This window comes from Paenibacillus sp. JL3B1040 (assembly GCF_057063165.1).
The window spans coordinates 3,311,086-3,334,525 of the sequence record NZ_CM169317.1; the positions used below are offsets into that span (position 1 = coordinate 3,311,086).

Here is a 23,440-nt window from a genome sequence, read left to right on the forward strand (position 1 = left end):
AAGACGCGGCAGCTTAAACATCTGCTCGACCCGGATAGGGGGTATCCCCCCCTCCCGATATTTTCGAGTTCATGATCCCGTTGACGCGCAAGTGGCCGCGCGAGCTGAGGGGCTGCCGCGAAATTTATCTCAACGGCTTCGATTCGCAGTGGTGGATTGTGTTGCAGAAAACCACAAACTAACCTTCGTTTTCATCTTCCCGCGCCACTTCCACCAAAACGGGCGCATCGGTCTTCCTGACTGCCGCCAGCTTGCGGATCCGGTGTTGCCCGACCTCGCGCACGGCGAATACATATCCGGCGTACTCGAATTCCGGCTTCTCGTTAATCGTCGGGATCCGCTTGAGTTGCCCGATCATAAACCCGCTAAGCGTATCGTAATGCTCGACCGGAAGCTTGATATCGAGGATATCCTGCGCATCATCGAGAGACATCGTGCCGCTGAACAGATAGCTGCCTTCGCTAACCTGCTCGTATTCCCGCTCCTCCTCATCATGCTCGTCATAGATATTGCCGACGATTTCCTCCAGCAAATCCTCCATCGTCACAATGCCGGCGGTCCCGCCGTATTCGTCCACGACAATCGCCATATGGATGCGGTTTTGCTGCATTTCCTCGAACAGCTCGTTGGTTTTTTTGGAGATCGGGATGAAATATGGCGGCGTCACCAGCTCTTGCAAATTCCAGTTCTCCTTCTCCCCGTTACGCAAAAAGCGAATCAAATCCTTGCTGTGCAAAATGCCGATCAGGTTATCGACCGTATCCTCGTACACCGGGAATCGGGTATACTGCTCCTTGTCGGCAATTTCGGCCACGGTATGCTGGTCGGCATCCACGGGAATCGCCACAACGTCGATCCGGTGCGTCATGATATCGGACACGGTCAGGTTGTCGAAGTCAAAAATATTGTTGATCATCAGCCGTTCGCTGGGCTGGATCGTCCCCATTTCCTCCCCGGTATCCAGCATCATGCGGATCTCTTCCTCGGAGACTTCCTCATCATTGGCGTTCGGATCAATGCCGAACAGCCGAACGATCAGGTTGGTGGACGCGGTCAACAGCTTCACGAACGGTGCGGTTATTTTGGACAACAAGGATAACGTCGTAGCTGCGAACATCGCCATGGCTTCGGCTTTTTTCATCGCCACCCGCTTCGGCACCAGCTCGCCAAGCACCAACTGGAAATAGGAGAGCAGCAGCGTAATGACGATGAGCGAAATCGTACTCAGCACGTTTTCCGGAATCGGCAATCCAAAGCGGATCAGGTAAGCCGCCAGGTCGCCGGCAAAGCTCTCTCCGGCAAAGGCACTGGCAAAAAAGCCCGCCAGTGTGATGCCAATCTGAATCGTAGCCAAAAATTTGCTGGGCTCGCCGAGCAATCCGACGATCACCTTCGCCTTCCGATGCCCCTGCCCGGCCATCGCTTTGATTTTGTTGTCGTTCAGGGAGATTAAGGCGATTTCCGATGCGGCAAAAAAAGCATTAATTAAAATTAAAATTAAAATGACCAATAGTTCCAACAATCTATTTCCACCTCCAAAAATTTCCCCGGTTTAGTTTGAGGTCTTCACCCTGCGGATATACGCAAAAAGGCATAACCCGCCGCCAAAAAAATGACGCAGGTTATGCCTGAACTCCGCCGATACCGAATCGGTTATTCTTTAATTGTGATGTGTCGCTACTCTCCGGGTCGTCCGAATCGCTCATCGATGAAACCTCTCCTGACCTAATTTAATAACTATTATAAGAAAGCCCCGCTGCGGCTGTCAAGGACGCTACCAAAGCGCGGGCGCAAAAAAGCGCCGCTTCCGCCCTGCATGACGAACTCTCGGCGCTGCCGATTTGGATTGGGGTATGGCCGTTCTCTCGCTTATCTCAGTCCCGATGCCGGTTGATTTTCTAGGGGATTGGTACGCCGCGGGTCCATCGGAAAATCCTCCAGCATCCTTGTCAGATGCGGGCCTTCGATGCCCAGCACCTGCGCGCATTCCTGCGGCGTCAAGAACCCCCGCCGGTAAGCTTCGATCACTTTTCGCTTGTCCATGACCTGACCTCCATTGACTGTATGGTCCAAGTATAGGAAAGATCAAACCATTCTATACCATCGGCTTTGGATCACGAGGGATGATTTTTCACACAAAAAAGTCCAAACCAGCCCCGAATCGGGCCAATTTGGACGATTTTTCATATAAATCAGGTAAGGCCCTCCCCCTTACTCCTTCTTCCGGTAAAAGAACGTCTCCGCCGCTTCCAGGTCGTATTGGCCGGGGGAGAAGATCTGCTCCGTGCTGCCGACGAACAGGATGCCGCCGGGACGCAGCGCACGCGAAAATTTATGATAAAGCCCCTGCTTCGCTTCTTCGGTAAAATAGATCATGACGTTGCGGCAAACGATCAGGTCGAACCCCTCTTCGAACGTATCGAGCAGCAGGTTTTGCTTCTTGAACGTGACCGCCTTCTTCAGCTTCGGATCAAACCGGTACATAGGACCTTCCGGCGAAAAATAACGCTCAGCCACCGCTTTAGGCACATCCTTCAGCGAACGCTCCAAATAGAGCCCTTCCTGGGCCTTGCCCAGCGCCCCATCGTCAATATCCGTCGCCAGCAGGTAAGTGTTCGGGAGAAGCCCCAGATCCGCGAGAATCATCGTCAGCGTATACGGCTCCTCGCCCGTCGAGCAGGCCGCGCTCCATACCTTCAGCTTCGGCCGCCCGGCCGCCAGCTCCGGCAGCACCGAATCCCGCAGCACTTCCCAACGGTTCGGGTTGCGCCAGAACTCGGACACGTTAATCGTCATCTTGTCCAAAAATTCATAAAACAGCGGCTTATTGCTCATCATCGCCGTATAGAAATCGGCAAATGTCGCATAGCCGTTTTTGTTGCGCAGCGTCGTCAGACGCCGCTTCATTTGCGCTTCCTTGTATTGGGCCAAATCGATGCCCGTGCTTTGTTTGATACTTTGGATAAAGCCGAGGTAATCCGGGTCCAGCGCCTTCTCTGCGTTGTCTGTCCGAGCCATGTCGGGGAAAATTCGGTTCAGATCCATGGGCTCACGCTTCTCGTGTACCGAACCAGCTCCTGCGGCGCAAAGAAATTGGCGATTTCCCGCTCCGCACTTTCAACGCTATCGGAACCATGAATCAGATTAAACGGCGTATGGGCGGCAAAGTCGCCCCGAATCGTGCCGGGAAGCGCTTCGGTTACTTTCGTTTTGCCGATGACCATGCGCGACAAGGCGATAATGTCATCCCCTTCCCATACCATGGCAAATACCGGTCCGGATATGATGAAGCCGACCAGTTCGTCAAAGAAAGGCTTGCCCTCGTGCTCCGCGTAATGCTTCTTCGCCTGGGCTTCCGTCACCTGAACCAGCTTGCCGGCGACCAGTTGAAAGCCTTTATCCTCGAAACGGCTGATAATTCTGCCGATCAGCCCGCGCTGCACGCCGTCCGGCTTAACCATTAAAAACGTTCTTTCCATGGTTCCCCTCCCGATAGTAATCCGCATCGTATGCGACCAAAAAATTCCAACCGTCCCAAGAAGGCGGTTTCACCTGCATTTTACCAGATCCATGCGAAACAGGTAAAGGTCAATGATTTAATAGGAGCGTTTATTGACGAACTCCGCGATGTCCTCCAAATGGGAGCGTGCCCCCGTCGCCGGCAGCTGATGCAGCGCCTTAAGCGCCTTCGCAATAAAACGGTCCGCCAGCGCCTCCGCTTTGCCGATGCCGGGGCTGGTCCGGATCATTTCGATCGCCCGGGATACGTCGCCGCTCCCGTCGCCGGCCTGAATGCCGCGAATTTCCCGGAGCAGCGGCTCCCTCAGCTCCGGCTCCTGCAACGCGAAGAGGACCGGGAGCGTAATGTTGCCCTGGCGCATATCGCTGCCCGGCGGTTTGCCGATCGTCTTCTCGGTGCCGAACAAATCGAGCAGGTCGTCCCGGATTTGAAAAGCCATTCCGACGTTGTAGCCGTACCGGTACAGCAGCGCGTTCACTTTATCCGAGGCGTCCGCCGCCATCGCTCCCAGTTGACAGCTGATGGCGATGAGCAGCGCCGTTTTGCGGCGAATGCGCAGCAAATAATTGCGCACGCTTTGCTCCGTGTTGAAAAAATCGCGAATCTGCTCCATTTCCCCGATCGACATCTGGACCATCGCCTTGGCCAGAATACGGTGTATGTATGGATTCCCAAGCTCGGACACCTGCATTAGCGCCTTGGCGTAAATATAATCCCCGGTATACATGGCGATCCGGTTGTCCCACTTCGACTTGACCGTCGCTTTGCCCCGCCGCGTATCGGCATCGTCGATCACATCATCGTGGACGAGGGACGCCGAATGGATCAGTTCCAGCGGCACGGCAATATGCTGCAGCTTCTGCAGATCGTAGTTCCCGAACTTCCCGCCCAGCAGCACGAAGATCGGCCGAAGCCGCTTACCGCCCGCCCTCAGCAGGTGCAAGGACGTCTCGCTCAGCAGCTCGTCATCGCCGTCGATGCTCCGGTACAACTGCCGCTCGATGAAATCCATATCTTTTTTTAACGCGCCGAAAATATCCAGTAATTTCATTCTTTCACCCGTGTCAGCGAATTGTGACTCCAAATCTCCAGCTCTACCCGATGGTTCAGCAAGCCCATATCATAAGCATATTCAAAATATAAAGCAAGGCCCTTGCGACGCGATTCCCCGAAGTCGTAACGCAGGTTATTGAAATAATGCCGCCAATAGTCCGCCGTGCCGCCGATCTCGGAGCAGGCCTTGGTTACGAGTGGCAAAACATCGCTTAAGCTCTTGCGTTTGCTCTCGGCAAACGCTCCCGTCACTTCGGCCAGATACTCGGCGTTCGCTTCGGCAAACGTCTTCTGTACGGCCCAAACCGCGAAGGTCATGCCAAAGCCGGTCCATGATTTCCAGACTTCCCCCAAATCGGTGACGATAAAACCGTGATCCCGCCAGGACGCCTCGATAGCGTGATCCCCAATCAGCAGCGCGCCGTCGCTTTCGGCCATCATTGCGTCCAGCTCGGGTTCGCTGTCCCAATATTGCGGCTTCCCCTCATAAGCTTTTTCCATAATGATCTTCAACAGGTTAACCGAAGTGGCTGAAGTATTCGTCAGCGCGATTCTCCCGTTGGCAATTTGCTCCGGCGGCTTCCGCGAGAACAGCAGAATCGAATGGACCGGACCGTCGGAGCTGACGGAAAGATCCGGCAGCAGCAAGAAGCGATCCGACCCGTACCCGTAAGCAAAGGAAGACACCGGGGAAATATCGAGCGTGCCGCCGAGCATGCGGCGGTTCAGCTTCGAAGGCACCTCGGTGATCAATTGGCTTGCTTGCGGCAGGCGCGCGACGTCGAAATAATGAAATACGGGCCAAACATTGCTGTATTTGATTTTGCCGATGAGGATGTCTTTATTTTCCCGTGCGTTCATCTTGCTCCCCCCATCTCTTGAATAACGCATGCTCGATCCCCAGACTATCGAGGACTTTGCCGACCAAGAACGCTACCAGATCGTCGATCGTTTGCGGCCCGTAATAAAACGCCGGCATCGCCGGGATGATACGCACGCCGAGCCTTGCCAGCTTCAGCATGTTCTCCAGATGAATGGCATGCAGCGGCGTTTCGCGCGGCACCAGCACAAGCGGCCGTCCTTCCTTCAACATGACGTCGGCAGCCCGGGCCATCAAGTTGTCCGACGTACCGTTCGCGACCCCCGACAAAGTTCCCATGGAGCATGGCATCACGATCATGCCTTGCGTGAGAAACGAGCCGCTGGCGATCGAGGCGCCGATATCGGCGATCGGATGATACACCAGCTTGCCGGGCAACCTGCCGAAATGTTCATGCAGCGTAACCTCCCGGTCGCTCGTGTTCCAGCCGAGCTCTTCCTTGATCACCCGCCACCCCGCATTGGATACGACAAGATGCACGCGGAAGTTCATCCCCAGCAGCGTTTCGACCAGCTTCACGCCGTAGATCGAACCGCTGGCTCCGGTAATGCCGACGACGATCGTTTTCGCTTTATCCATTAGTAATGACGCACCACCAAATCAATCAATGTAAAGGAAAAAACCACGATGCTAAGTACGCCGTTCATGGTAAAAAATGCGGTTTGCAGCCGGCTGAGATCGCCCGGGGACACGATATGGTGCTCGTAGAACAAAATGAGATAGGCGATCACCATGCCTGCGACATACCACCAGCCCAAATCCGTCATTAGCAGCAAAGCGATAAAGCCCAGCGCGGTAAAGATATGAAACGCCTGGGCAATTTTGAGCGATTTGGCGATTCCGAAGCGCACCGGAATGGAATGAAGGCCTTCCTTCTTGTCGAACTCTACATCCTGACAGGCGTAAATGATATCAAACCCGGCAATCCAGAACGTAATCGTGGCGAAGAACACCATCGCCGTCCAGTCGACCTGGCCCGTCACAGCCGCCCATCCGCCGAGCGGGGCCAAGGCGATCGTTAGGCCGAGCACGACGTGGCAAAGCCAAGTGAAACGCTTCGTGTACGAATAAAATACCAGCATGATGACGGCGATCGGCAGCAACTTGAGCGCCAGCGGATGCAACTCCGCCGCAGCCCAGAACAGCAGGGCGAAAGAGACGATCACGAACAACACCACTTCGCCGATTTTCAGGAGGCCCGCCGGGATCGCGCGGTTTGCGGTACGGGGGTTCTTGGCATCGCTGACCCGATCGATCAGGCGGTTAAGGCCCATGGCTGCGCTGCGCGCGCCGAACATCGCCAGCAGCACCCAGCCGATCTGTTCCCAGGACGGCAGCTCATGGTTGATCGCTTCGGAACCAAGCAGAGCGCCCATGAACGCGAACGGCAAAGCGAATATCGTATGCTCGAATTTGATCATTTGCAGGAAAATAACGATTTTTCTAAACATGTTGCGTCTCCTTCGTTCCGATATGCAAGGCGGCGATCCCGCCGGTTAAAGGATACGCTTCGACCCGGGCTAGTCCCGTTTCCCGGAAGATCTCCGTCAGCTCCGCGCGGCCGGGAAATTGGACGAGGGAATCCGGCAGCCATTTGTACTGCTCATACCGTTTCGCCACCAGTTTGCCAAGCATCGGAAGCACTTTTTGGAAGTAAAAATAATAAAGGCCTTTGAACGGTTGCCAGGTCGGCTTGGACAATTCCAGGCAAACCACCATGCCCCCGGGTTTCACGACCCGGCGCATTTCCTGCAGCACTTGGCGCACATCGGGCACGTTGCGCAGGCCGAAGCCGATCGTGGCGTAATCGAAACTGTTATCTTCAAACGGCAGTTCCATTGCGTTCCCCTGAACCAGGGTAATCCGCGAATCGAGCTGGCGTTCCTTCACCTTGCGGCGGCCGTATTCCAGCATCTGCTCGCTGAAATCCAGGCCGACGATCGGTCCTCCGCTGGCCTCGGCCATGCTGATTGTCCAATCGCAGGTTCCGCAGCACAAATCGAGTGCCGTATTCCCGGGGGACATGTTCATTTTGGCCATCGTGAATTTCCGCCACGCTTTATGGCGCCTGAAGCTAAGCAGGTCGTTCATCATGTCGTATTTCGGAGCAATGCTCTCGAATACAGCGTGAACGAACTGTTCTTTCGTTTCGGATGAAGACGATTGACTCATCTGCTGATCCCCTACCCTTCTTGCACGGAGCGGCGTGCCGGTGACAGCACGGCGATAAATGGCTCAAGGATGGATTTGAGCTCATTGCGCGCCGTTTCTTTCTTGCATTCATGCAGCAGCGAATGAACATGCTCCACCGATTGGTGCAGCATGGACATCAACTGTTCCTTGATATTGTATTTTACGAGCATCAGCGACCAGTCGCGCTCGCCGACTTTGCGCGCGGAGAGCGTATCCTTATCTTCGGAGGTCCCGGTCTCCATAATCCGCAAATACGCATACCCTTTGCGATCATGCGGCAATTCGGAGGAGGACCGGATTTCATCAAGCATAACTTCGCAACGGCTTAACTCGGTCAGCAACTTCTGCCATAAATTTTGCACGGACTTGTCCAACAGCTCGGTAAAAGAAAGAAAAAGCCCCATTTTGACATGGACGCATTCTTTCAGGTACTCCTCCGCCGGCAATACCGCCCGCTTCAATTTGCTGTAAAGCTGGACTTTCAGACGGTTCACCTCACAGATCGCCGAACTCATCAACGGAACCATGCCGGTCTCCCCGGCCTGGGCGAGCAAATGGTAGAATACGCCGCTGAAATAGTCGCCGGCCAACACCTTGAGCTGGCGCGAGCGCATCGCCCGCGTGGCTTCGCCAAGTCCGGACGCCAGGTCGATCCGATCGTGGGTATCCATGCCGAGCTGCACGAGGAACGCCGCCAGCGCGCACGTTTCCGCCGACTCGGGCGGGCGGCCCGGCCGCTCGTTCAAAAACGTATAAAGCAAACGAACACGGGGCACCGGGAACTCCGGAAGCGCCGTGTATGTAGTAATCATGTCATAACTGACATACTTATTTGCCAATTCTGTTATGCGATAAGGTTTCATCCTTTGCCTCCGGCCGCTGATCTTTCAGTGATAAAGATGTCACAATCTTGTCTATTATAGCATATGTTATTTCACTGCGCACAGCCTTGTCGCGATTTCGGCTCATCGGTCTAGCGGGCCGGCTACTCCTGCAGAAAACGCGACTTCCATAACCGGGTTTCCGTCATTCGCAGGCGCAGCCGCAGCGCTTCGGGCAGTTCGCCGCTCCCGGCATGCCGCAGCGCGGACAGCTCCTCGGCCGAAAATTCGCTGCGTCTCACATCGGCAGCCAAAAGCAAATATTGGGTGCCGAGCCAGCGGTCCTCCGCCATCAAACGCAGCAGCAACTGATCGATATTACTCGTGTGTTCGAACGCAAAAGAGATCATCTCGGCCATTCCCCGGTAAACGTCGGCGGTGCCGACGTGATCGCCCTCGATCTTTAAGTCGATGGACAAGATTCCCCGGTTCAAATCAACTTTCGCGATCGGCAGCGGAAGCTGCAGCGGGTCCAATGCGTCCACGAGATTATCGTCGGTCAGTTCGGCCGGGTACGGTCCGGCAAACACGGTGGCCGTCTGCCGCGGCCGGCCGGGATGTTCGCCGAGCCAGGCCGCGCCGGCCATCGCCAGCGCGCATCCGAACGTAAGCAGCAGGGCGCGAACGGCTAATTTTCGCTTCATGGGGCACTCCCCTCCAGGTTCACTCGGACAGCGGAGTTCCTCCTGTCCAAGAGATGCTTATACCCCATTCTACATAGAAAAAAAGCAGGCTATGCCTGCAGATTTGAAAATCATTCTTCCGTGTCGATCATTCCGTGCTTCGTGTATACGAGCGCTTTGCCGCGAACCTTGACCGCCGACGTATGGTCGGTAAACTGGGCGATGAGCACCTCGCCCTTGTCCAACTTTTCGGTGTGGTGAAACCGCGTATCTTTCCCCCGGGTCAGCCCGATGACCGTAACCCCCTGCTCCTTGGCCTTGACTACGAAATAGTCCCCGCCCGTGACAGCTTGATCGTTTCCGCCGATGTGCTGGTTATCCATGATGGCTGCGCCTCTCCCTTCGTCAATTTGACAGACTGCTCTCCATCTACGCCTCCCGCGAAAAGAAAAAGCCGTGAACGAGAAGCCCACGGTCTTTTTTGCACGGAAAGATATGTAGAAATCTTTATTTAATTCCGTCTTTGAGCGCTTTGCCTGGTTTGAAAGCAGGAATTTTGCTCGCAGGGATTTCGATTTCCTCTCCGGTTTGCGGGTTGCGGCCTTTGCGTGCGGAACGCTCGCGGACTTCAAAGTTGCCGAAGCCGACCAGTTGAACTTTGTCTCCGTTTTGCAGCGCTTCGGAAATGGCTTCGAACACGGCGTCAACCGCTTTTGTTGCATCCTTCTTGGACAGCTCCGTGCTTTCTGCGACTTGAGAAATCAAATCGGATTTGTTCATGTGTGATTCACCTCCCCACCAAGGAAAATAATACCACTTGTTATTTGTGTTTCCGTTTTACCGCAGAATATACGTGATTTTTGTAATTCAATACGTACAAATTCCCCAAAAACGTGATGAAATCGCGCTTTCGGGGGGCGCGGAACAAATTTATAGTAATACAGCCCATGCAGAATTTCAAGCTATTTCAAGGCTTCCCGCCGATTTTTCCTCATTTCGCCCTACAAAAACGGTGAATCCGTCCCTCAAACGACAAAACAACCGCACGCAGCTAAGATCGGCATGCGCGCGGTTATTGAGGAGGAATTGCAGTTAATAAAGGTTAAAAATCGGCTTTTCAGCACCGAGAAGGTTGGATGAAGCTAGGAAACTACCTTACAAAATGATGGCGATGAGGCCGCCGGAGCCTTCGTTAATGATCCGCCCCAGCGTTTCCTGCAGTTTGTAGCGGGCATTGTCCGGCATCATGGCGATTTTGCCCTGAATCCCTTCGCGTACGATGGAGTGCAGGGAACGGCCGAAGATATCGGATTCCCAGATCTTGATCGGATCGTTCTCGAAATCTTGCATCAGATAACGGACCAGCTCTTCACTTTGCTTTTCGGTCCCGATGATCGGCGCGAATTCCGATTCGACGTCGACGCGGATCATATGGATCGAAGGGGCCGTCGCTTTCAGCCTTACGCCGAACCGGGAGCCTTGACGAATGAGCTCCGGCTCATCCAGCGCCATTTCCGCGAGCGTGGGTGCAGCGATGCCGTAGCCGGTCGTTTTGACCATTTCGAGCGCCTCGGCGAACCGGTCATATTCCCGTTTCGCATGCGTGAAATCCTGCATCAGCTGCAGCAAGTGGTCCTTCCCGCGGATTTCCACGCCAACCACTTCCATCAGGATGCGGTCATACAAATCGTCCGGGGCGTACAGGTCGATCTCTGCAACGCCTTGCCCCATGTTCAATCCGCTGAGTCCGGCCCGGTCGATGAAATCGTATTCCATGAAATTTCCGACGACTCGGTCGACATCGCGCAGACGGCGAATGTCCTTGACCGTGTCGCGGACGGAGTTCTCATAATTGCTGCGCAGCCAGTGGTTCTCGTTCAGCACCATGACCCAGCTAGGCAGGTTGACGTTGACTTCGTGCACCGGAAATTCATAGAGAACTTCCCGAAGAACGCCGGTCACGTCTTCTTCCGTCATCGTCGCCGCGCTGAGCGTAATGACCGGAATGTCGTATTTGGCCGCCAATTCGCCGCGCAGTTGCTGCGCTTCCTCGCTGTTCGGCCGCGTCGAGTTGATCACGAGCACAAACGGCTTGCCAACCTCCTTCAACTCGGCAACGACTCGCTCCTCGGACTCCACGTATGAGTAACGCGGAATATCGGCGATCGTACCGTCGGTCGTTACGACGACGCCCAGGGTAGAGTGCTCCTGGATGACTTTGCGCGTTCCGATTTCCGCCGCTTCCTGGAACGGAATCGGGTCTTCGAACCATGGCGTGGAGATCATCCGCGGCCCGTTTTCGTCCTCGTAGCCCTTTGCGCCTTCCACGGCGTATCCGACGCAATCCACGAGTCTTACATTGACTTCGAGTCCTTCAGCCACCTTGATTTGCACCGCATTGTTCGGGACGAACTTCGGTTCGGTCGTCATGATGGTTTTGCCGGCGGCGCTTTGCGGAAGTTCATCCACCGCGCGGACCCGATCGGCTTCGTTTGCGATGTTCGGGAGCACGACCGTTTCCATGAAACGCTTAATAAAGGTCGATTTCCCGGTACGGACCGCACCGACGACTCCCAGATAAATGTCGCCTCCGGTTCGTTCGGCAATGTCCTTAAAAATGTCCACTTTCTCCAATACCAATGATATCCCCTCCTCAAATTTCGCCGAAGGAAAAATGCCCCGAGAGCATCCGCTTCGTGATTCGCCATGATTGTGGGCTTCGCTGCTAAGGCAGGAGCGGCAGCCCCTCTTGCCCGTGTCCGCCGCCGCAAACCTGTGGAAGGAACCTGAACGAAGCGGCGTAAACTCGTACATGCATTTGGACTAGTAACATCTTATGTACCAGATGCAAGAATATGACGGTTAAAACCGTCCAAGCCCGTTTTTTTTGCGTGGCCGCTCATTCAACCCGAACAAGGCGGGCACTTAACCGCCATACTTCCATTTGTATGAGTCTATCGAAAAAAATATGACGCCCGGGAGAGAGGAAGAACAAAAGCCGTGAAACGAAACGCAAAAAAAGAAACCTTTCGAAAAAAACGAAAGGCTTCTTCATACTTCATAGGCCAACATCAGGTATCGGAGTGCCGTTGGCCCAGCGATAAGGCAGCGACTTCACCGGAACGAACGCCGAGCGGTCCGTCAGCCAGGTGCGCAAGTCCTCGTCTCCCTGCGGCGTCTGGCCGGATCGATCGATCGCCTGCATGATATCGAAGGCATAATCCACGTATACATTGCCCTCCGCATCCATAAGGTAGGGAAGCGTCTCCCCGGAGTAAACGCTTGAAAGAGCCAGATTCTCGGCTTTCAGCATCGGCAAATCGACGGGATACAAGCCCGGATAGGTCTCCCCACCGGCCTCGCCCGGCAGGCCCTCCCCATGGGTGGACCTATAGCTTAGCACCTTCCGCTGGACATCGTTAACCTTCTGCACCGTGCTCAAATCCATCACTTTGACCGTCGGGTCGGTTTCCTCGTCAATAACTAGAAAATAAACGCTTCCGCCCTGCTCAAAAGCCGCCGCAGGGATTCCCTCCAGATAGCCCTCCCGCTTCAACTGGTTCAAATCGATCCGATACTTCTCGTACCGCGGGGTTTCCTCCCCGGCCGTTATGATCGGCAGGATCCCTTTGTCTTCCTGAAAGCGATCCAAGGCCCGCTGGACCCGGTCCACACTCTCCGTATAGGAGACCGGGCCGCCCGGCTGCCGATCTCCGCGATACAAACATCCCGACAACAGGGAGGTCATCATCGTGAATATGACTACCAGCGCCGCCGTCCTTACGCGGGTCTTCCTAAAAAAAGATAACTTCGCCATGGTTGAATTCCTCGCTTTGTCCCCTTCGTTCTTACCATAAATCCTCTTCTTCCCGCTGCCGTTCCAGCTGTTTGCGAATCGCCGCCTTGAGCGGGTCCTCCGGGAGCCGCACGACGGCTTCACCGCGAACGTTCGCCTGGCACGCCAATCGAACCCCCTGCTCCAGCAGAGGGCCAAGCTTGCGGCGCTCCGCAGCGCTGGGCGGCGATAGCGCGGACGCTTGCTCCCGATCGACCTGAACCTTGCACATCAGGCATCCGGCATTCCCGCCGCAGCGGGTCGCGATAGGGATCTTCGCCTGGCGAGCAGCCCGCAACACGCTGGTGCCTGGCCGGACTTGGACCGTTTTCCCTATCGGCAGAAACGTAATCCGCCCTTCCACGACGCGCCCCTTAAGCTTCCCCGCCGCGATATTCGCGCCACGGCCGGGAGAGCAGCGGGGTGTTTAAGAGCTCGGCCATGCGTCCAACCCAATTGGCCGACCACTCGTTCCGCTGCAGCAGCTCGTCCAACAGCGGCAGATGGCGCTCCGGCTCTTTGCGGATCATGGCGGCAATCGGCAGATAGCGGTCCGGACGCTCCCGCAACAGATTAAATACCAACTCATGGGCAAGTGGCATCGCCGGAAAAGCGGTATCCCGCAGCGTCACGCGCTGCGCTGCCGGCGCCAGCAGCACCTCAACCTCCGTCCGATAATAAGCCCCTGCGGCATGAACTTCGAATCCGCCCACCAGTTCCACGGTCGCTTCCCCTATACGGTAATGGCTTAACAACGAAGTGTATAACCCGCTTTGGTCATGGCGCGGCTGGTCCGTGGCAAACATCTCGAGACGCTCGTGAAGCCGGCTTGCGGTCGCAAGGTCGGCATAAACATCGATATCCCGGGGGGCGGTCGAAAGCGTAACCCCCTGCAGCCACAATCCGCAGCTGCCGCCCAGCAACCAGGATCCCTCCACCCCTTCACAACCGGCGGCGAGCCGGCCTAAGGCCTCCGTTAATTCGGCATAAGCTTTGCTTTCTTGTTGTTGCATGCATCTTCCTCTTCTCTTGAGTTCCGTAGCGTAGAGGTTCCTTTAAGTAATCGACACAAGTCCGGTCAAAAAACCCGCCAACATGATAAAAAAGGCGAGCAGCGATAAAATCCCCCTGACGATCCCTTTTGTTTTCGTCCGTGCAAACGTGATCAAAAAGACGGAAATCCCCATGATCAATACCGCTGCGATCGATAACCACATCTTCGTCATTGCATCCATGTGTTCGATTCTCCTACTTTTTTTGCTTGAATATGATCCATATTATAGCATTATACGGTCTTTCAGGCTACGTGCCTCTTCGGGATTTGCTTTGGATCGCCCTAACTAAACAAAGCCCCGCGGCAAAAGACCGCAGAGCTTGGGGGCAACAAGGAACCCATCGGTTATTTTTTGATCATCAATTTCATCAAGGCTTCCATATTGGATGGATTCATGCCGCTCTTCTTCACGGCGCTCACAATCTCCTGAATCGTGCTTTCCGAGACGGGGACTTTCGCCATCGCCGATACCTGCTTGATCAGCTTCCGCAATTCGGCTTCATTATGCATCGTTGACGGCTTTACGGTACTGGCCAGCTTTTTGACCGAACCTTCCGAGATGTTTTTACCCGTCTTTTTGTTGATGGCATTCAAGGCCTCTTTGGAAATTTTGCTCACGCTATCGCCTCCTCCGCTGTCCTCTTCCACCAAGATATGAGGAGGCGCAGGCAAAGGTGCCCTTTACCCGCCAAAACGGGCTTAATAGCGGAAGTTCAAAAACTCGACTTTTGATCACGAAGCCAAACATGCAGGCATATCGACATTTTATAACATCAAGTGTGCCATTGTTCCCAGGTTTCCAAGGACATGACCTCCATCTCCGTTTTCCGGTCGCGTCCCATCAGCGCCTCCACGGCGGTGCGAGGATCCAAGCCTTCGAACAGGACATGGTACAATTGAGCGGCAATCGGCATTTGAACCTGGTATTTCTCGGAAATGGCGTGAGCGGCCTTCGTGGTTCGGATGCCCTCCACGACCATGCCCATCTGGCTTAATACGGTTTCCAGCGGCTTGCCTTCGCCCAGCATGAACCCGGCCCGCCAGTTGCGGCTATGCCGGCTGGTCGCGGTCACGACAAGGTCGCCGATCCCGGCCAACCCGGCAAAGGTTAGGGGATTGGCGCCCATTTCAACGCCGACCCGCGTGATTTCCGCGAGTCCGCGGGTAAGCAACGCCGCTTTGGCGTTGTCGCCGTATCCCAATCCGTCGGACATCCCCGCGCCCAGCGCGATGATGTTCTTTAACGCCCCGGCAAGTTCCACGCCCACCATATCGCGGTTCGTGTATACGCGGAAATAAGGGTTCATGAACAAGTCTTGGGCCAAATCAGCCTGAGAAGCGATCTGCGAAGCAACGACCACCGTGGTCGGGCAGCGTTTAACCACTTCCTCCGCATGGCTCGGTCCGGACAAGACGACGACCCGCCCCTCTTCGCAACCGAGCTCCTCGGCAATCACGGTTGAGATCCGCTTCATACTCTCGATTTCAAAACCTTTGGTCGCATGCACCACCAGCATATCCTCGTGCCAGAAGGGCTTTAACGCTCGAGCCACTTCGCGTACGGCCGAGGAGGGCGCGACCATTACAACCGCTTTGGCGCCGCTCACCGCGGCCTCCAAATCCGTGGTTGCGGCAAGCCGCGGCGACAGCTCGATTCCCGGCAAAAACCGTTCATTGCGGTGTTTTGTGTTGATTTCTTCCTGCTGCGCCACGTTACGCGTCCACAAGGCGACTTCCATGTCTTTGTCGGCGAGCACGCTGGCAAGTGCTGTTCCCCAACTGCCCGCCACCAGTACGGCGGCTTTGCTAGACAACGCGATCTCCTCCTTTGGAACCCAGCTTATTTTCTTTGCCGTGCACGATTTTCACAATATTCGTGCGATGTCTCCAGAAAGCGAATACGCAGATGATGAGACTCGTCCAGAAATAAGGTCCGAATTCGCCGGAGACTGCCAGAAATATCGGCGTCAAAAAGACGAAAATCAGCGAACCGAGCGAGACATACCGGGTAAAGACGATCGATAATATCGCGATAATCCCTGCGTACAACGCCGGGAAGAAAAACAGGGTGGCCATCACGCCGATTGTGGTGGCGATCCCTTTTCCGCCGCGAAAGCGGAAATACAGCGGCCAGTTATGGCCAATAATGGCCGCGATGCCGCACAACGCCGCCGTCCATTCGGCGCCGTCACCCAGCCAGCGGCCGAGCCATACGGCGGCGATGCCTTTGAGCACGTCAAGCGCCAGGACAAGGATCGCCGGGCCTTTCCCCAATACGCGCAGTGTGTTGGTCGCCCCCGCGTTACCGCTGCCATGCTGACGAATGTCGATACCTTTCAAAATCTTCGCCAGCACCACGCTAAAGCTGACCGAGCCTAGCAAATAACAAACGATTACAGCTATTACGGGTAAAATCACCTTATTCTCCCCTAACCTTCATCAGACTTGCGCCGCGTAAACAACCGGATCGGCGTCCCCTCAAAATCGAAAGCAGCCCGAATTTTATTCTCCAGGTACCGTTCGTAAGAGAAATGCATCAACTCCGGATCGTTAACGAATACCACAATCGTCGGCGGTTTGACTGCGACCTGGGTCACGTAGTTGATCCGCAGTCGCCGGCCCTTGTCCGTAGGCGGAGGGTTGATGGCGATGGCATCGGACACGACATCGTTTAATAAATGGGTTTGCACCCGTTTGGCATGCTGATCCGCCACATGTTGGACTACCGGGAGCAATTTATGCAAACGTTGTTTCGTTTTGGCCGACAAGAAGACGACCGGAGCGTAAGTCATGAACAGGAAGTGGTCGCGAATTTTTTGCTCGAATTGGTGCATCGTCTTATCGTCCTTCTCGACCACATCCCATTTGTTAACGACGAAGACGGAAGCTTTGCCGGCTTCATAGGCATATCCGGCGATATGCTTATCCTGCTCGATGATCCCCTCTTCTCCGTTAATCAGCACCAGCACGACATCCGCCCGCTCAATCGCCTTCATCGCGCGCATCACACTGTATTTCTCCGTCGTTTCGTAAACCTTGCCGCGTTTGCGCATGCCGGCGGTATCGATCAGGACATAACGCTGACCATCCTTCTCGAATGGCGTATCGATGGCATCCCGGGTTGTCCCGGCAATGTCGCTGACGATGACCCGCTCTTCACCTAGAATCGCATTGACCAACGAGGACTTCCCTACGTTAGGACGACCGATTAGCGCTACGCGAATCACGTCCTCATCGTATTCATCCTCCGCAAGCTCCGGCAAATTGTCGGCAATCGCATCAAGCAAATCCCCGACACCGGTACCATGGCTTCCCGAAACCCCGATCGGGTCACCAAAGCCCAGATTGTAAAATTCATAAATATTGTCGATTCGGCCGATGTTATCGACCTTATTGACGGCGACGACAACCGGCTTTCCCGACCGGTACAGCAAATTGGCAACTTCCTCGTCGGACGAAGTCACTCCGGCCTTGGCGTCGCACATAAACACGATCACGTCGGCCTCCTCGATCGCCAGCTCCGCCTGCATACGGATCGACTTTAAAATCGGCTCCTCGTCATCGAGCTCGATTCCCCCGGTATCGATGATGCTGAACGGTTTTCCGTTCCACTCCGAGGCGCCGTAAATCCGGTCGCGCGTAATTCCCGGCTTGTCTTCTACGATCGCCAGCCGATCTCCGATGATCCGGTTAAATATCGTGGATTTCCCCACGTTTGGCCTCCCGACGATGGCCACAACGGGTCTTGCCATAGACATCCCTCCTTGAACTATTTTTGTTCATCCTGTTGATCCTTGTCATCTATATAGGTTTCACTCATTTTCTTGCGGATACACGTTAATCATCATAGCAAAAAAACGATTGCTTGGCTAACGGGTCTACGCACATTCTCCAAATCTTACGGCAAACAACAAAAACGGCGAACCCGCTTCTTCAGGGTCCGCCGATGTTCGAGCCACAAAATTCCTGATTATTTCAGTTTGCTGAGCTTGTCGCCGAAGCGTTCGCCCAGCGTAATGCTCAAGCCTTGGTTGCTCAGCGATACGTTAGGGTTGTCGCCCAAATCTTCTTTTCTCACGCTGCTGCCCTTGGAAGGCCGTTCGCTCTTCGGAGCGGGAGCCGGAGCTTCCTCGGTTTCCTTAATGCTGAGGCTAACCCGTTTTTCCGCCGGATTCACGTCGAGCACCTTCACCTGTACCGTTTGGCCTTCTTTCAGCACTTCATGCGGAGTACCGATATGCTTATGCGAAATTTGAGAGATATGGACAAGTCCTTCTACCCCTGGCGCGATTTCCACGAAGGCGCCGAAGTTCACCAGTCGTTTGACTTCGCCGCTCACGATGTCGCCGGTATGGAATTGCTCGGCCGCAGTATCCCAAGGGCCCGGTTGCGCCGCTTTGATGCTGAGGCTGATCTTGCCTTTCTCCGGATCGACTTTGAGAACTTTCACTTTGACCTTGTCGCCTTCGGACAAGACGTCAGCCGGTTTGTCGACGTGACTCCAAGCGATTTCGGATACGTGAACCAATCCGTCCACGCCCCCTACGTCGACAAAAGCACCAAATTGAGTCAGGCGTTGAACCGTACCTTCCAGCACCTGGCCTTCCTGCAATTCGCCCATCACTTTCAGCTTGTTGGCTTCAAACTCTTCGTCCAGCACATCCTTTTGGGAAAGGATGACTTTGTTGTTCTCGCGGTCGAGTTCCTTGACTTTGACGCGCAGCGTGCGCCCTTTATAATCGCTGAAATCCTCGACGAAGTGGCGTTCCACCATCGATGCCGGAATGAAGCCGCGAACGCCTACATCCGCTACGATCCCGCCTTTTACGACGTCCGCCACCGTAACTTCGAACGTTTCGCCGTTTTGGAACTTCTTCTCTAACTCTTCCCAAGCGTTCTCGCTGTCGATCGCGCGTTTCGAAAGCACCAGGCGTTCCTTCTCGTCGTCGATGCTGACCACTTTCGTTTCCACTTCCTGGCCAACCGCAACCGCGTCTGCGACATTGTCCAGATGAACGGAGGACAGCTCGCGGATAGGAATTACACCGTCGTATTTATATCCAATGCTTACGTAAGCTTGGTTATCTTCGATTTTGACGATCGTTCCTTTGACGGTGTCCCCTTTTTTCAAAGAGACGATTTGTTCCATTTCATCCTGGCTTGCGATCTCCGCAGCTTCTTGAACATTTTTTGTTTCTTCCGACATGTCAATAACCTCCTCAATTCAAAAACCCATTTATTTAAACCCGCCTAAAGGTGTTCAATAAGATCCGACTTCTTGAACTTCCACTTGCGGCGAGGTTCAAAACTTGCCTCTAGATATAGCTTCTCTAATGTATTCGGCCTTCATGCATCGCACCGAAGCAAAGGCATGGAGAAATTAACGCTTCTTGAGCTCGGCGATGCTGGCCATAATCTTCTCCGTGGCTCGCTCGGCCGCGTCGGTTCCGCCATTCTGCTTAAACTCCGTAAGATCTACCGGCGGTCCGTACACGACGCGCATTTTACGAAAAAGCTTATAAGTGCCGATAATCGCAACCGGAATCACCGTAGCCTCACTGCGGAGCGCAAATGTCGCCGCCCCCTTCTTGCCGATCGCATTTTCCTCGGCCCCTTTCACCCGGCGGCCTTCAGGGAAGATCCCCATCACATGGCCGTCGCGGAGCAGGGTTAATGCGGTTTTGATCGACTCCTTGCTCACGCCCCCCCGCTTCACGGGAAAAGCTCCCAACTGTCTGATCAACCACCCGAAACCGATGATTTGAAACAATTCCTGTTTGGCCATAAAATGCACCTTGCGTTTCAGCATGATGCCGATGGTTGGCGGATCCAACAAGGCTAAATGGTTGGAACACAGAAGCACTCCGCCCTCATTCGGGATATGCTCCAAGCCGCTCGCTTCGAGACGAAAAAACAGCTTGTAGAGGACCCGCAGGGCGCTGCGACAAAAACGATAGATCATTCAGGCTCAACTCTCACTTCCATAGGTTCTGCACAAAGCTACGATGTGGTCGGCCACCTCGTCCAAGGACATATCCGTTGTATCCAGTAGCCGGGCATCCTCCGCCTGACGGAGTGGAGAAACCTCCCGCTCCCGATCCAGCCGGTCCCGCTCCTCGATCGACCGCACGAGTTCTTCGAAGGAGATTTCGTTCTGTTCCTTCATTTCCTTGTAGCGGCGGCGCGCCCGTTCCTCGACGCTCGCAGTCATAAACACCTTCACTTCCGCATCGGGTAAAACGCATGTGCCGATATCGCGTCCGTCCATGACGACGCCTTTGCGCAAAGCCATTTGCCGCTGCAAAGAGACAAGCCGTTCGCGCAGCCCCTCGATTTGCGCATATCGGGACACCTCGGCATTAACGGCCAGCGAACGAATTTCCTCCGTTACGTCCTGACCGTTCACCCGAACCTGTTGTCCTTGTTCGCCGGGCAACAATTCGATTTCCAGTTCAGGCAAATCACGCAGCACTTTGTCCACTTCGTCCGCTCCGATTCCCCGCTGGAGAAAATGCCATGTTGCCGCCCGGTACATCGCGCCGGTATCGACATAAACATAATGCAGTCTGCCGGCAACCATTCGAGCTATCGTGCTTTTCCCTGCCCCCGCAGGACCGTCGATCGCGATGTTGATTTTATCATGGGTTGTAGACGCCTCGCTTGCCAAAGGGGCATTCCTCCTCAAAACAAGTCCTCAAGAAAAAAGCAGGCATTGCCTGCGACGTGAAAATTATACCACAGATAGCAAAGGGATGCAAAAGAATCGATCTTGTTTCCCCGCGCTTATTTGCCCTGCTCCCTGTGAATCGGCACGCCTTCGTATTTTTCCGCCGAAGCGAGAAAATATCGAAACTCCGGAATCCGCAGCAGCGCCTGAAACAGGCATAACGCCGCCAATAACACCAGCAGCCCCCGTTTAAGCCAATGCTCCGCCTTTTCCGAAAACGACAGAAACAGTTCGGTATAGATCTCGTCATCCTTGGATCGTTTCAACTTCTTCCCTCCGTCCAAATGCAAATGCCGGCGCTTGCAGTGCAAGCCGCCACTGATTAGCTTATCCATTGGGGGAGTTCGGGAATCCCCCTTTCGTTCAGATCGATTCAGCGGTTTTTGAAATCGAACTGTCGTTCGAAGCAATACCGGATCAGCTTCTGTCGTTCCAGGTCCGAAATGCTGACGAATTTGAGCATCACCACCGTGCGCCCCGTTTCCAGCTTCTTCGTGCGTACGACCTCGGCTTCGAAAGGGGCATGGTCTATCGCCCCGTTCTTGAACGGAATTAACAGCCAGCAGAACAATTGATCGCCCTGGACGACTTTAAATTCGCTGCTGCAGCTAAAGGAAACCCCGCCGCCACCGACATCTTCCGTACGGGTAACGAACCGGATGCCGTCCTTCATTTGAACGGCGATTTCCAATTCGGCGACCACTCGCAAGAAATGGCGACGCTGGATTTTCGTGATCGTTTCCGGCTCGGGCTTGCGGATCCGCACCAAATGGACAACGTCGTCGGCAAAGCCCAGCACGTATGTATTAAAGTAGTTTTTCACTCCGGAATCCGTCAAGAAATAAACGGATAACTCATCCCCGATGTACAGCTTCTTGATGCGTCCGCTACCGCTCTCGATCGGCACCTCGATCAAAAACGACTCTTTCTCAACGTCCGCGATCCGTGATTTACATTCCTTCTCCTCGTTCGGCTTGTCCGCCGACGCGACTTGAATGTATACGAGATCGTTCACTTTAGGAAACAAGTTTCCCCACCGTCCTATGCCATGGTAATATTGCTACTCCTGATTATAGCACGGCGAGGCGCAAGCTGGACCTAATTTATTGCCGCATTAAGCCAAAAAGGAATCTTCCGGACGACCGGAACATTCCTTCGTTTGCCGAGAGTCGTTTCAGGAAGGCGTGACTCCCTTATTGTTGCGGTTTCGAATTTCTTCAATCATCTCTTCGTTGCCGTTTTCGGCGTTAATGTAGATTCGGTACTGCGAACCGTTGATTGAACCGCCGAATTCGTAGGTCAGCACCTTCTCCGACTGCTCGTTTTCGATGAGCGCCAAACGATGATATTTTTCTTTGTACTCCGGATTCAAAAATTTGCGTGCTTGCTCCAGCGTCAGCTTCGGTTTCCCGACATTGTCACGGCTTTCGCGCTCATAAACGTAGTCGCTGGCCTGCATCCCGGTAACCTGCCCGTTGTCGAGCGCCACGCGAATCGTGATTTTCTCCGGATAAATCAGCACATCGCCTTGCTTGCTGACGAAAGTAAAGTTTCCTTCGTTGTCGAACTCGTCGTATGACACGGCCGTCATTCCCGGATATCCTTTATTGTCCAGAAATTCGCTGGCTTGTTGTCTCGCCGTGCCGACGTTCACCGCTTTCGGGCCGATCTGACGCTGGTAGGCATAGGATATCAGGTGCCCGCCGTTCCGGGTAAAGTCGAGCGACCAGGACTCGCCGCCGTTGCCGTTCTTTAGATTGGCGGTATAGGAGGCCCACTCCGTCCCTTTGCCGTTCTCTACGACCTGGATCGCATCTGTGTTCCGAACGCCCGTAAAATCCGCCGTTTTGCGTTTGATTTCCTCGACGGTGATCGGACTTCCGCCCAGCTTTTTTACCGAACGTTTATTGTACATGTTGGAAATGGACGGTCCCCAATCCAGTTCCGGATATTCGCTGACCTTTTTGTCTACGGTTTTAAAGCCGTCGATGATCGTATTGTCCCGCGGCTCCTTTTCGCTGGCCAAAGCCGTTTCGACGTCCATCCAGCGCAGACGGTTGGCGATAACTTTGTTCTGCACTCCTTGCAGGTCCTGGGCGATTTGCGCCGAGCTTTTGTACAGCTCTTTCAGGTTTTTCCTTTCGTTATCGCTCATCGGTTGCTTCGTCAAATCGCGCACGGCGGTTTGGTACGAAAACTTGGCGATCCGCGACAGGAATTCTTCCGTTTTATTGAACGGGAGCAATGTCAGGGGTAACTGGTTGATTTCATTTTGCGCTTCGCTGGTGATACGCCAAATATTAACCAGCCCTTTGCGCTGCGCACCGGTGGAAGCCGAATTGACGGCCAAGGTGTTGCCCAATTCCGAATGCAGCTTATCGACATGGTAGGACAAATCGTGAAAAGCCCGCTGATATTGGTTTTCCGCTTTGATCAGAATCGAGTTTTTCTCCTGGTTCTCTTGATACCCCCATACCAGAGCGCCGATTAACAGAACAGCGGTCACCGGGAACAGGATCGCACTCAGTCGTTTGTACATTGGGCTTGTGTTCTCTCCCTTCTTCAACTAGGTTGGGATTAGTGTGACAAGAAGAAAAGAACTTTATGCATTAGAATAAGGTAGTTCAAAAAGCTGTCTTTTGATCACGAAGCAGTCCAATGAAGCTTATTCGGC

Annotated in this window: 28 protein-coding genes; all 28 read right to left on the reverse strand. The window is 54.3% G+C overall.

Annotated features, from left to right (window positions below):
- Positions 1-178: 178 nt before the first annotated feature.
- Positions 179-1,522: a hemolysin family protein gene (locus tag ACZF99_RS14925; RefSeq protein ID WP_483605872.1), complete on the reverse strand. Its 1,344-nt coding sequence runs from the start codon at positions 1,520-1,522 to the stop codon at positions 179-181.
- A gap of 347 nt (positions 1,523-1,869) precedes the next feature.
- Complete coding sequence (locus tag ACZF99_RS14930) at positions 1,870-2,043, reverse strand: hypothetical protein (protein ID WP_483605873.1); 174 nt, start codon at positions 2,041-2,043, stop codon at positions 1,870-1,872.
- A 168-nt stretch (positions 2,044-2,211) separates the two neighbouring features.
- Complete coding sequence (locus ACZF99_RS14935; protein ID WP_483605874.1) at positions 2,212-3,045, reverse strand: CheR family methyltransferase; 834 nt, start codon at positions 3,043-3,045, stop codon at positions 2,212-2,214.
- Positions 3,036-3,479, reverse strand: a complete 444-nt coding sequence (gene ndk, locus ACZF99_RS14940; RefSeq protein WP_483605875.1) for a nucleoside-diphosphate kinase — start codon at positions 3,477-3,479, stop codon at positions 3,036-3,038. Before ndk ends, ACZF99_RS14935 begins: the two co-directional genes overlap by 10 nt.
- 117 nt (positions 3,480-3,596) lie before the next feature.
- A complete protein-coding gene (locus tag ACZF99_RS14945; RefSeq protein WP_483605876.1) occupies positions 3,597-4,571 on the reverse strand; it encodes a polyprenyl synthetase family protein in 975 nt (324 codons plus the stop codon).
- Positions 4,568-5,434, reverse strand: a complete 867-nt coding sequence (locus tag ACZF99_RS14950; protein ID WP_483605877.1) for a menaquinone biosynthesis protein — start codon at positions 5,432-5,434, stop codon at positions 4,568-4,570. The genes ACZF99_RS14945 and ACZF99_RS14950 overlap by 4 nt, the downstream gene beginning before the upstream one ends.
- The gene (locus ACZF99_RS14955; RefSeq protein WP_483605878.1) at positions 5,415-6,032 is read right to left on the reverse strand and encodes a UbiX family flavin prenyltransferase; all 618 of its coding nucleotides are present in this window, start codon (positions 6,030-6,032) and stop codon (positions 5,415-5,417) included. The genes ACZF99_RS14950 and ACZF99_RS14955 overlap by 20 nt, the downstream gene beginning before the upstream one ends.
- Positions 6,032-6,904: a UbiA-like polyprenyltransferase gene (locus tag ACZF99_RS14960; protein ID WP_483605879.1), complete on the reverse strand. Its 873-nt coding sequence runs from the start codon at positions 6,902-6,904 to the stop codon at positions 6,032-6,034. The genes ACZF99_RS14955 and ACZF99_RS14960 overlap by 1 nt, the downstream gene beginning before the upstream one ends.
- Positions 6,897-7,625 carry a demethylmenaquinone methyltransferase gene (locus tag ACZF99_RS14965; RefSeq protein ID WP_483605880.1) on the reverse strand — a complete coding sequence of 243 codons (729 nt, stop codon included), beginning with the start codon at positions 7,623-7,625 and terminating at the stop codon, positions 6,897-6,899. The genes ACZF99_RS14960 and ACZF99_RS14965 overlap by 8 nt, the downstream gene beginning before the upstream one ends.
- A gap of 11 nt (positions 7,626-7,636) precedes the next feature.
- Complete coding sequence (locus ACZF99_RS14970; RefSeq protein ID WP_483605881.1) at positions 7,637-8,485, reverse strand: heptaprenyl diphosphate synthase component 1; 849 nt, start codon at positions 8,483-8,485, stop codon at positions 7,637-7,639.
- Between the two features lie 146 nt (positions 8,486-8,631).
- Positions 8,632-9,171 (reverse strand): hypothetical protein, encoded by a 540-nt coding sequence (locus ACZF99_RS14975; RefSeq protein ID WP_483605883.1) that lies wholly within the window; start codon positions 9,169-9,171, stop codon positions 8,632-8,634.
- 110 nt (positions 9,172-9,281) lie between these two features.
- Entirely contained in the window at positions 9,282-9,533 is a 252-nt protein-coding gene (gene mtrB / locus ACZF99_RS14980) for a trp RNA-binding attenuation protein MtrB (protein WP_483605885.1), read from the reverse strand.
- A 124-nt stretch (positions 9,534-9,657) separates the two neighbouring features.
- Positions 9,658-9,930 (reverse strand): HU family DNA-binding protein, encoded by a 273-nt coding sequence (locus ACZF99_RS14985; protein WP_059043418.1) that lies wholly within the window; start codon positions 9,928-9,930, stop codon positions 9,658-9,660.
- A gap of 375 nt (positions 9,931-10,305) precedes the next feature.
- Positions 10,306-11,784 (reverse strand): stage IV sporulation protein A, encoded by a 1,479-nt coding sequence (spoIVA, locus tag ACZF99_RS14990; RefSeq protein ID WP_483612751.1) that lies wholly within the window; start codon positions 11,782-11,784, stop codon positions 10,306-10,308.
- 424 nt (positions 11,785-12,208) lie between these two features.
- Entirely contained in the window at positions 12,209-12,967 is a 759-nt protein-coding gene (locus tag ACZF99_RS14995; RefSeq protein ID WP_483605887.1) for a hypothetical protein, read from the reverse strand.
- A 31-nt stretch (positions 12,968-12,998) separates the two neighbouring features.
- Positions 12,999-13,349, reverse strand: coding sequence for a 2Fe-2S iron-sulfur cluster-binding protein (locus ACZF99_RS15000; protein WP_483605888.1), 351 nt, complete (start codon positions 13,347-13,349; stop codon positions 12,999-13,001).
- 10 nt (positions 13,350-13,359) lie between these two features.
- Entirely contained in the window at positions 13,360-13,998 is a 639-nt protein-coding gene (locus ACZF99_RS15005; protein WP_483605889.1) for a nucleotidyltransferase family protein, read from the reverse strand.
- A gap of 42 nt (positions 13,999-14,040) precedes the next feature.
- The gene (locus ACZF99_RS15010; protein ID WP_442421799.1) at positions 14,041-14,220 is read right to left on the reverse strand and encodes a DUF2768 family protein; all 180 of its coding nucleotides are present in this window, start codon (positions 14,218-14,220) and stop codon (positions 14,041-14,043) included.
- A 164-nt stretch (positions 14,221-14,384) separates the two neighbouring features.
- Positions 14,385-14,657: a stage VI sporulation protein F gene (locus ACZF99_RS15015; RefSeq protein WP_483605891.1), complete on the reverse strand. Its 273-nt coding sequence runs from the start codon at positions 14,655-14,657 to the stop codon at positions 14,385-14,387.
- 155 nt (positions 14,658-14,812) lie between these two features.
- On the reverse strand, positions 14,813-15,853 hold the full coding sequence (locus tag ACZF99_RS15020; RefSeq protein WP_483605892.1) for an NAD(P)H-dependent glycerol-3-phosphate dehydrogenase: 1,041 nt from the start codon (positions 15,851-15,853) through the stop codon (positions 14,813-14,815).
- Positions 15,846-16,457, reverse strand: a complete 612-nt coding sequence (plsY, locus tag ACZF99_RS15025) for a glycerol-3-phosphate 1-O-acyltransferase PlsY (protein WP_483605893.1) — start codon at positions 16,455-16,457, stop codon at positions 15,846-15,848. The genes ACZF99_RS15020 and plsY overlap by 8 nt, the downstream gene beginning before the upstream one ends.
- Positions 16,458-16,468: 11 nt before the next feature.
- Positions 16,469-17,791: a ribosome biogenesis GTPase Der gene (der, locus tag ACZF99_RS15030; protein ID WP_483605895.1), complete on the reverse strand. Its 1,323-nt coding sequence runs from the start codon at positions 17,789-17,791 to the stop codon at positions 16,469-16,471.
- A 218-nt stretch (positions 17,792-18,009) separates the two neighbouring features.
- Positions 18,010-19,245 carry a 30S ribosomal protein S1 gene (rpsA, locus tag ACZF99_RS15035; protein WP_483605897.1) on the reverse strand — a complete coding sequence of 412 codons (1,236 nt, stop codon included), beginning with the start codon at positions 19,243-19,245 and terminating at the stop codon, positions 18,010-18,012.
- 174 nt (positions 19,246-19,419) lie between these two features.
- Positions 19,420-20,001 carry a lysophospholipid acyltransferase family protein gene (locus ACZF99_RS15040; protein WP_483605898.1) on the reverse strand — a complete coding sequence of 194 codons (582 nt, stop codon included), beginning with the start codon at positions 19,999-20,001 and terminating at the stop codon, positions 19,420-19,422.
- Positions 20,002-20,007: 6 nt separating this feature from the next.
- The gene (gene cmk / locus ACZF99_RS15045) at positions 20,008-20,706 is read right to left on the reverse strand and encodes a (d)CMP kinase (RefSeq protein ID WP_483605900.1); all 699 of its coding nucleotides are present in this window, start codon (positions 20,704-20,706) and stop codon (positions 20,008-20,010) included.
- A 116-nt stretch (positions 20,707-20,822) separates the two neighbouring features.
- Positions 20,823-21,101: a hypothetical protein gene (locus ACZF99_RS15050; RefSeq protein WP_483605901.1), complete on the reverse strand. Its 279-nt coding sequence runs from the start codon at positions 21,099-21,101 to the stop codon at positions 20,823-20,825.
- 38 nt (positions 21,102-21,139) lie between these two features.
- Entirely contained in the window at positions 21,140-21,793 is a 654-nt protein-coding gene (locus tag ACZF99_RS15055; RefSeq protein WP_483605903.1) for a flagellar brake protein, read from the reverse strand.
- 147 nt (positions 21,794-21,940) lie between these two features.
- Positions 21,941-23,305 carry a germination protein YpeB gene (gene ypeB, locus ACZF99_RS15060; protein ID WP_483605905.1) on the reverse strand — a complete coding sequence of 455 codons (1,365 nt, stop codon included), beginning with the start codon at positions 23,303-23,305 and terminating at the stop codon, positions 21,941-21,943.
- Between the last annotated feature and the right edge of the window lie 135 nt (positions 23,306-23,440).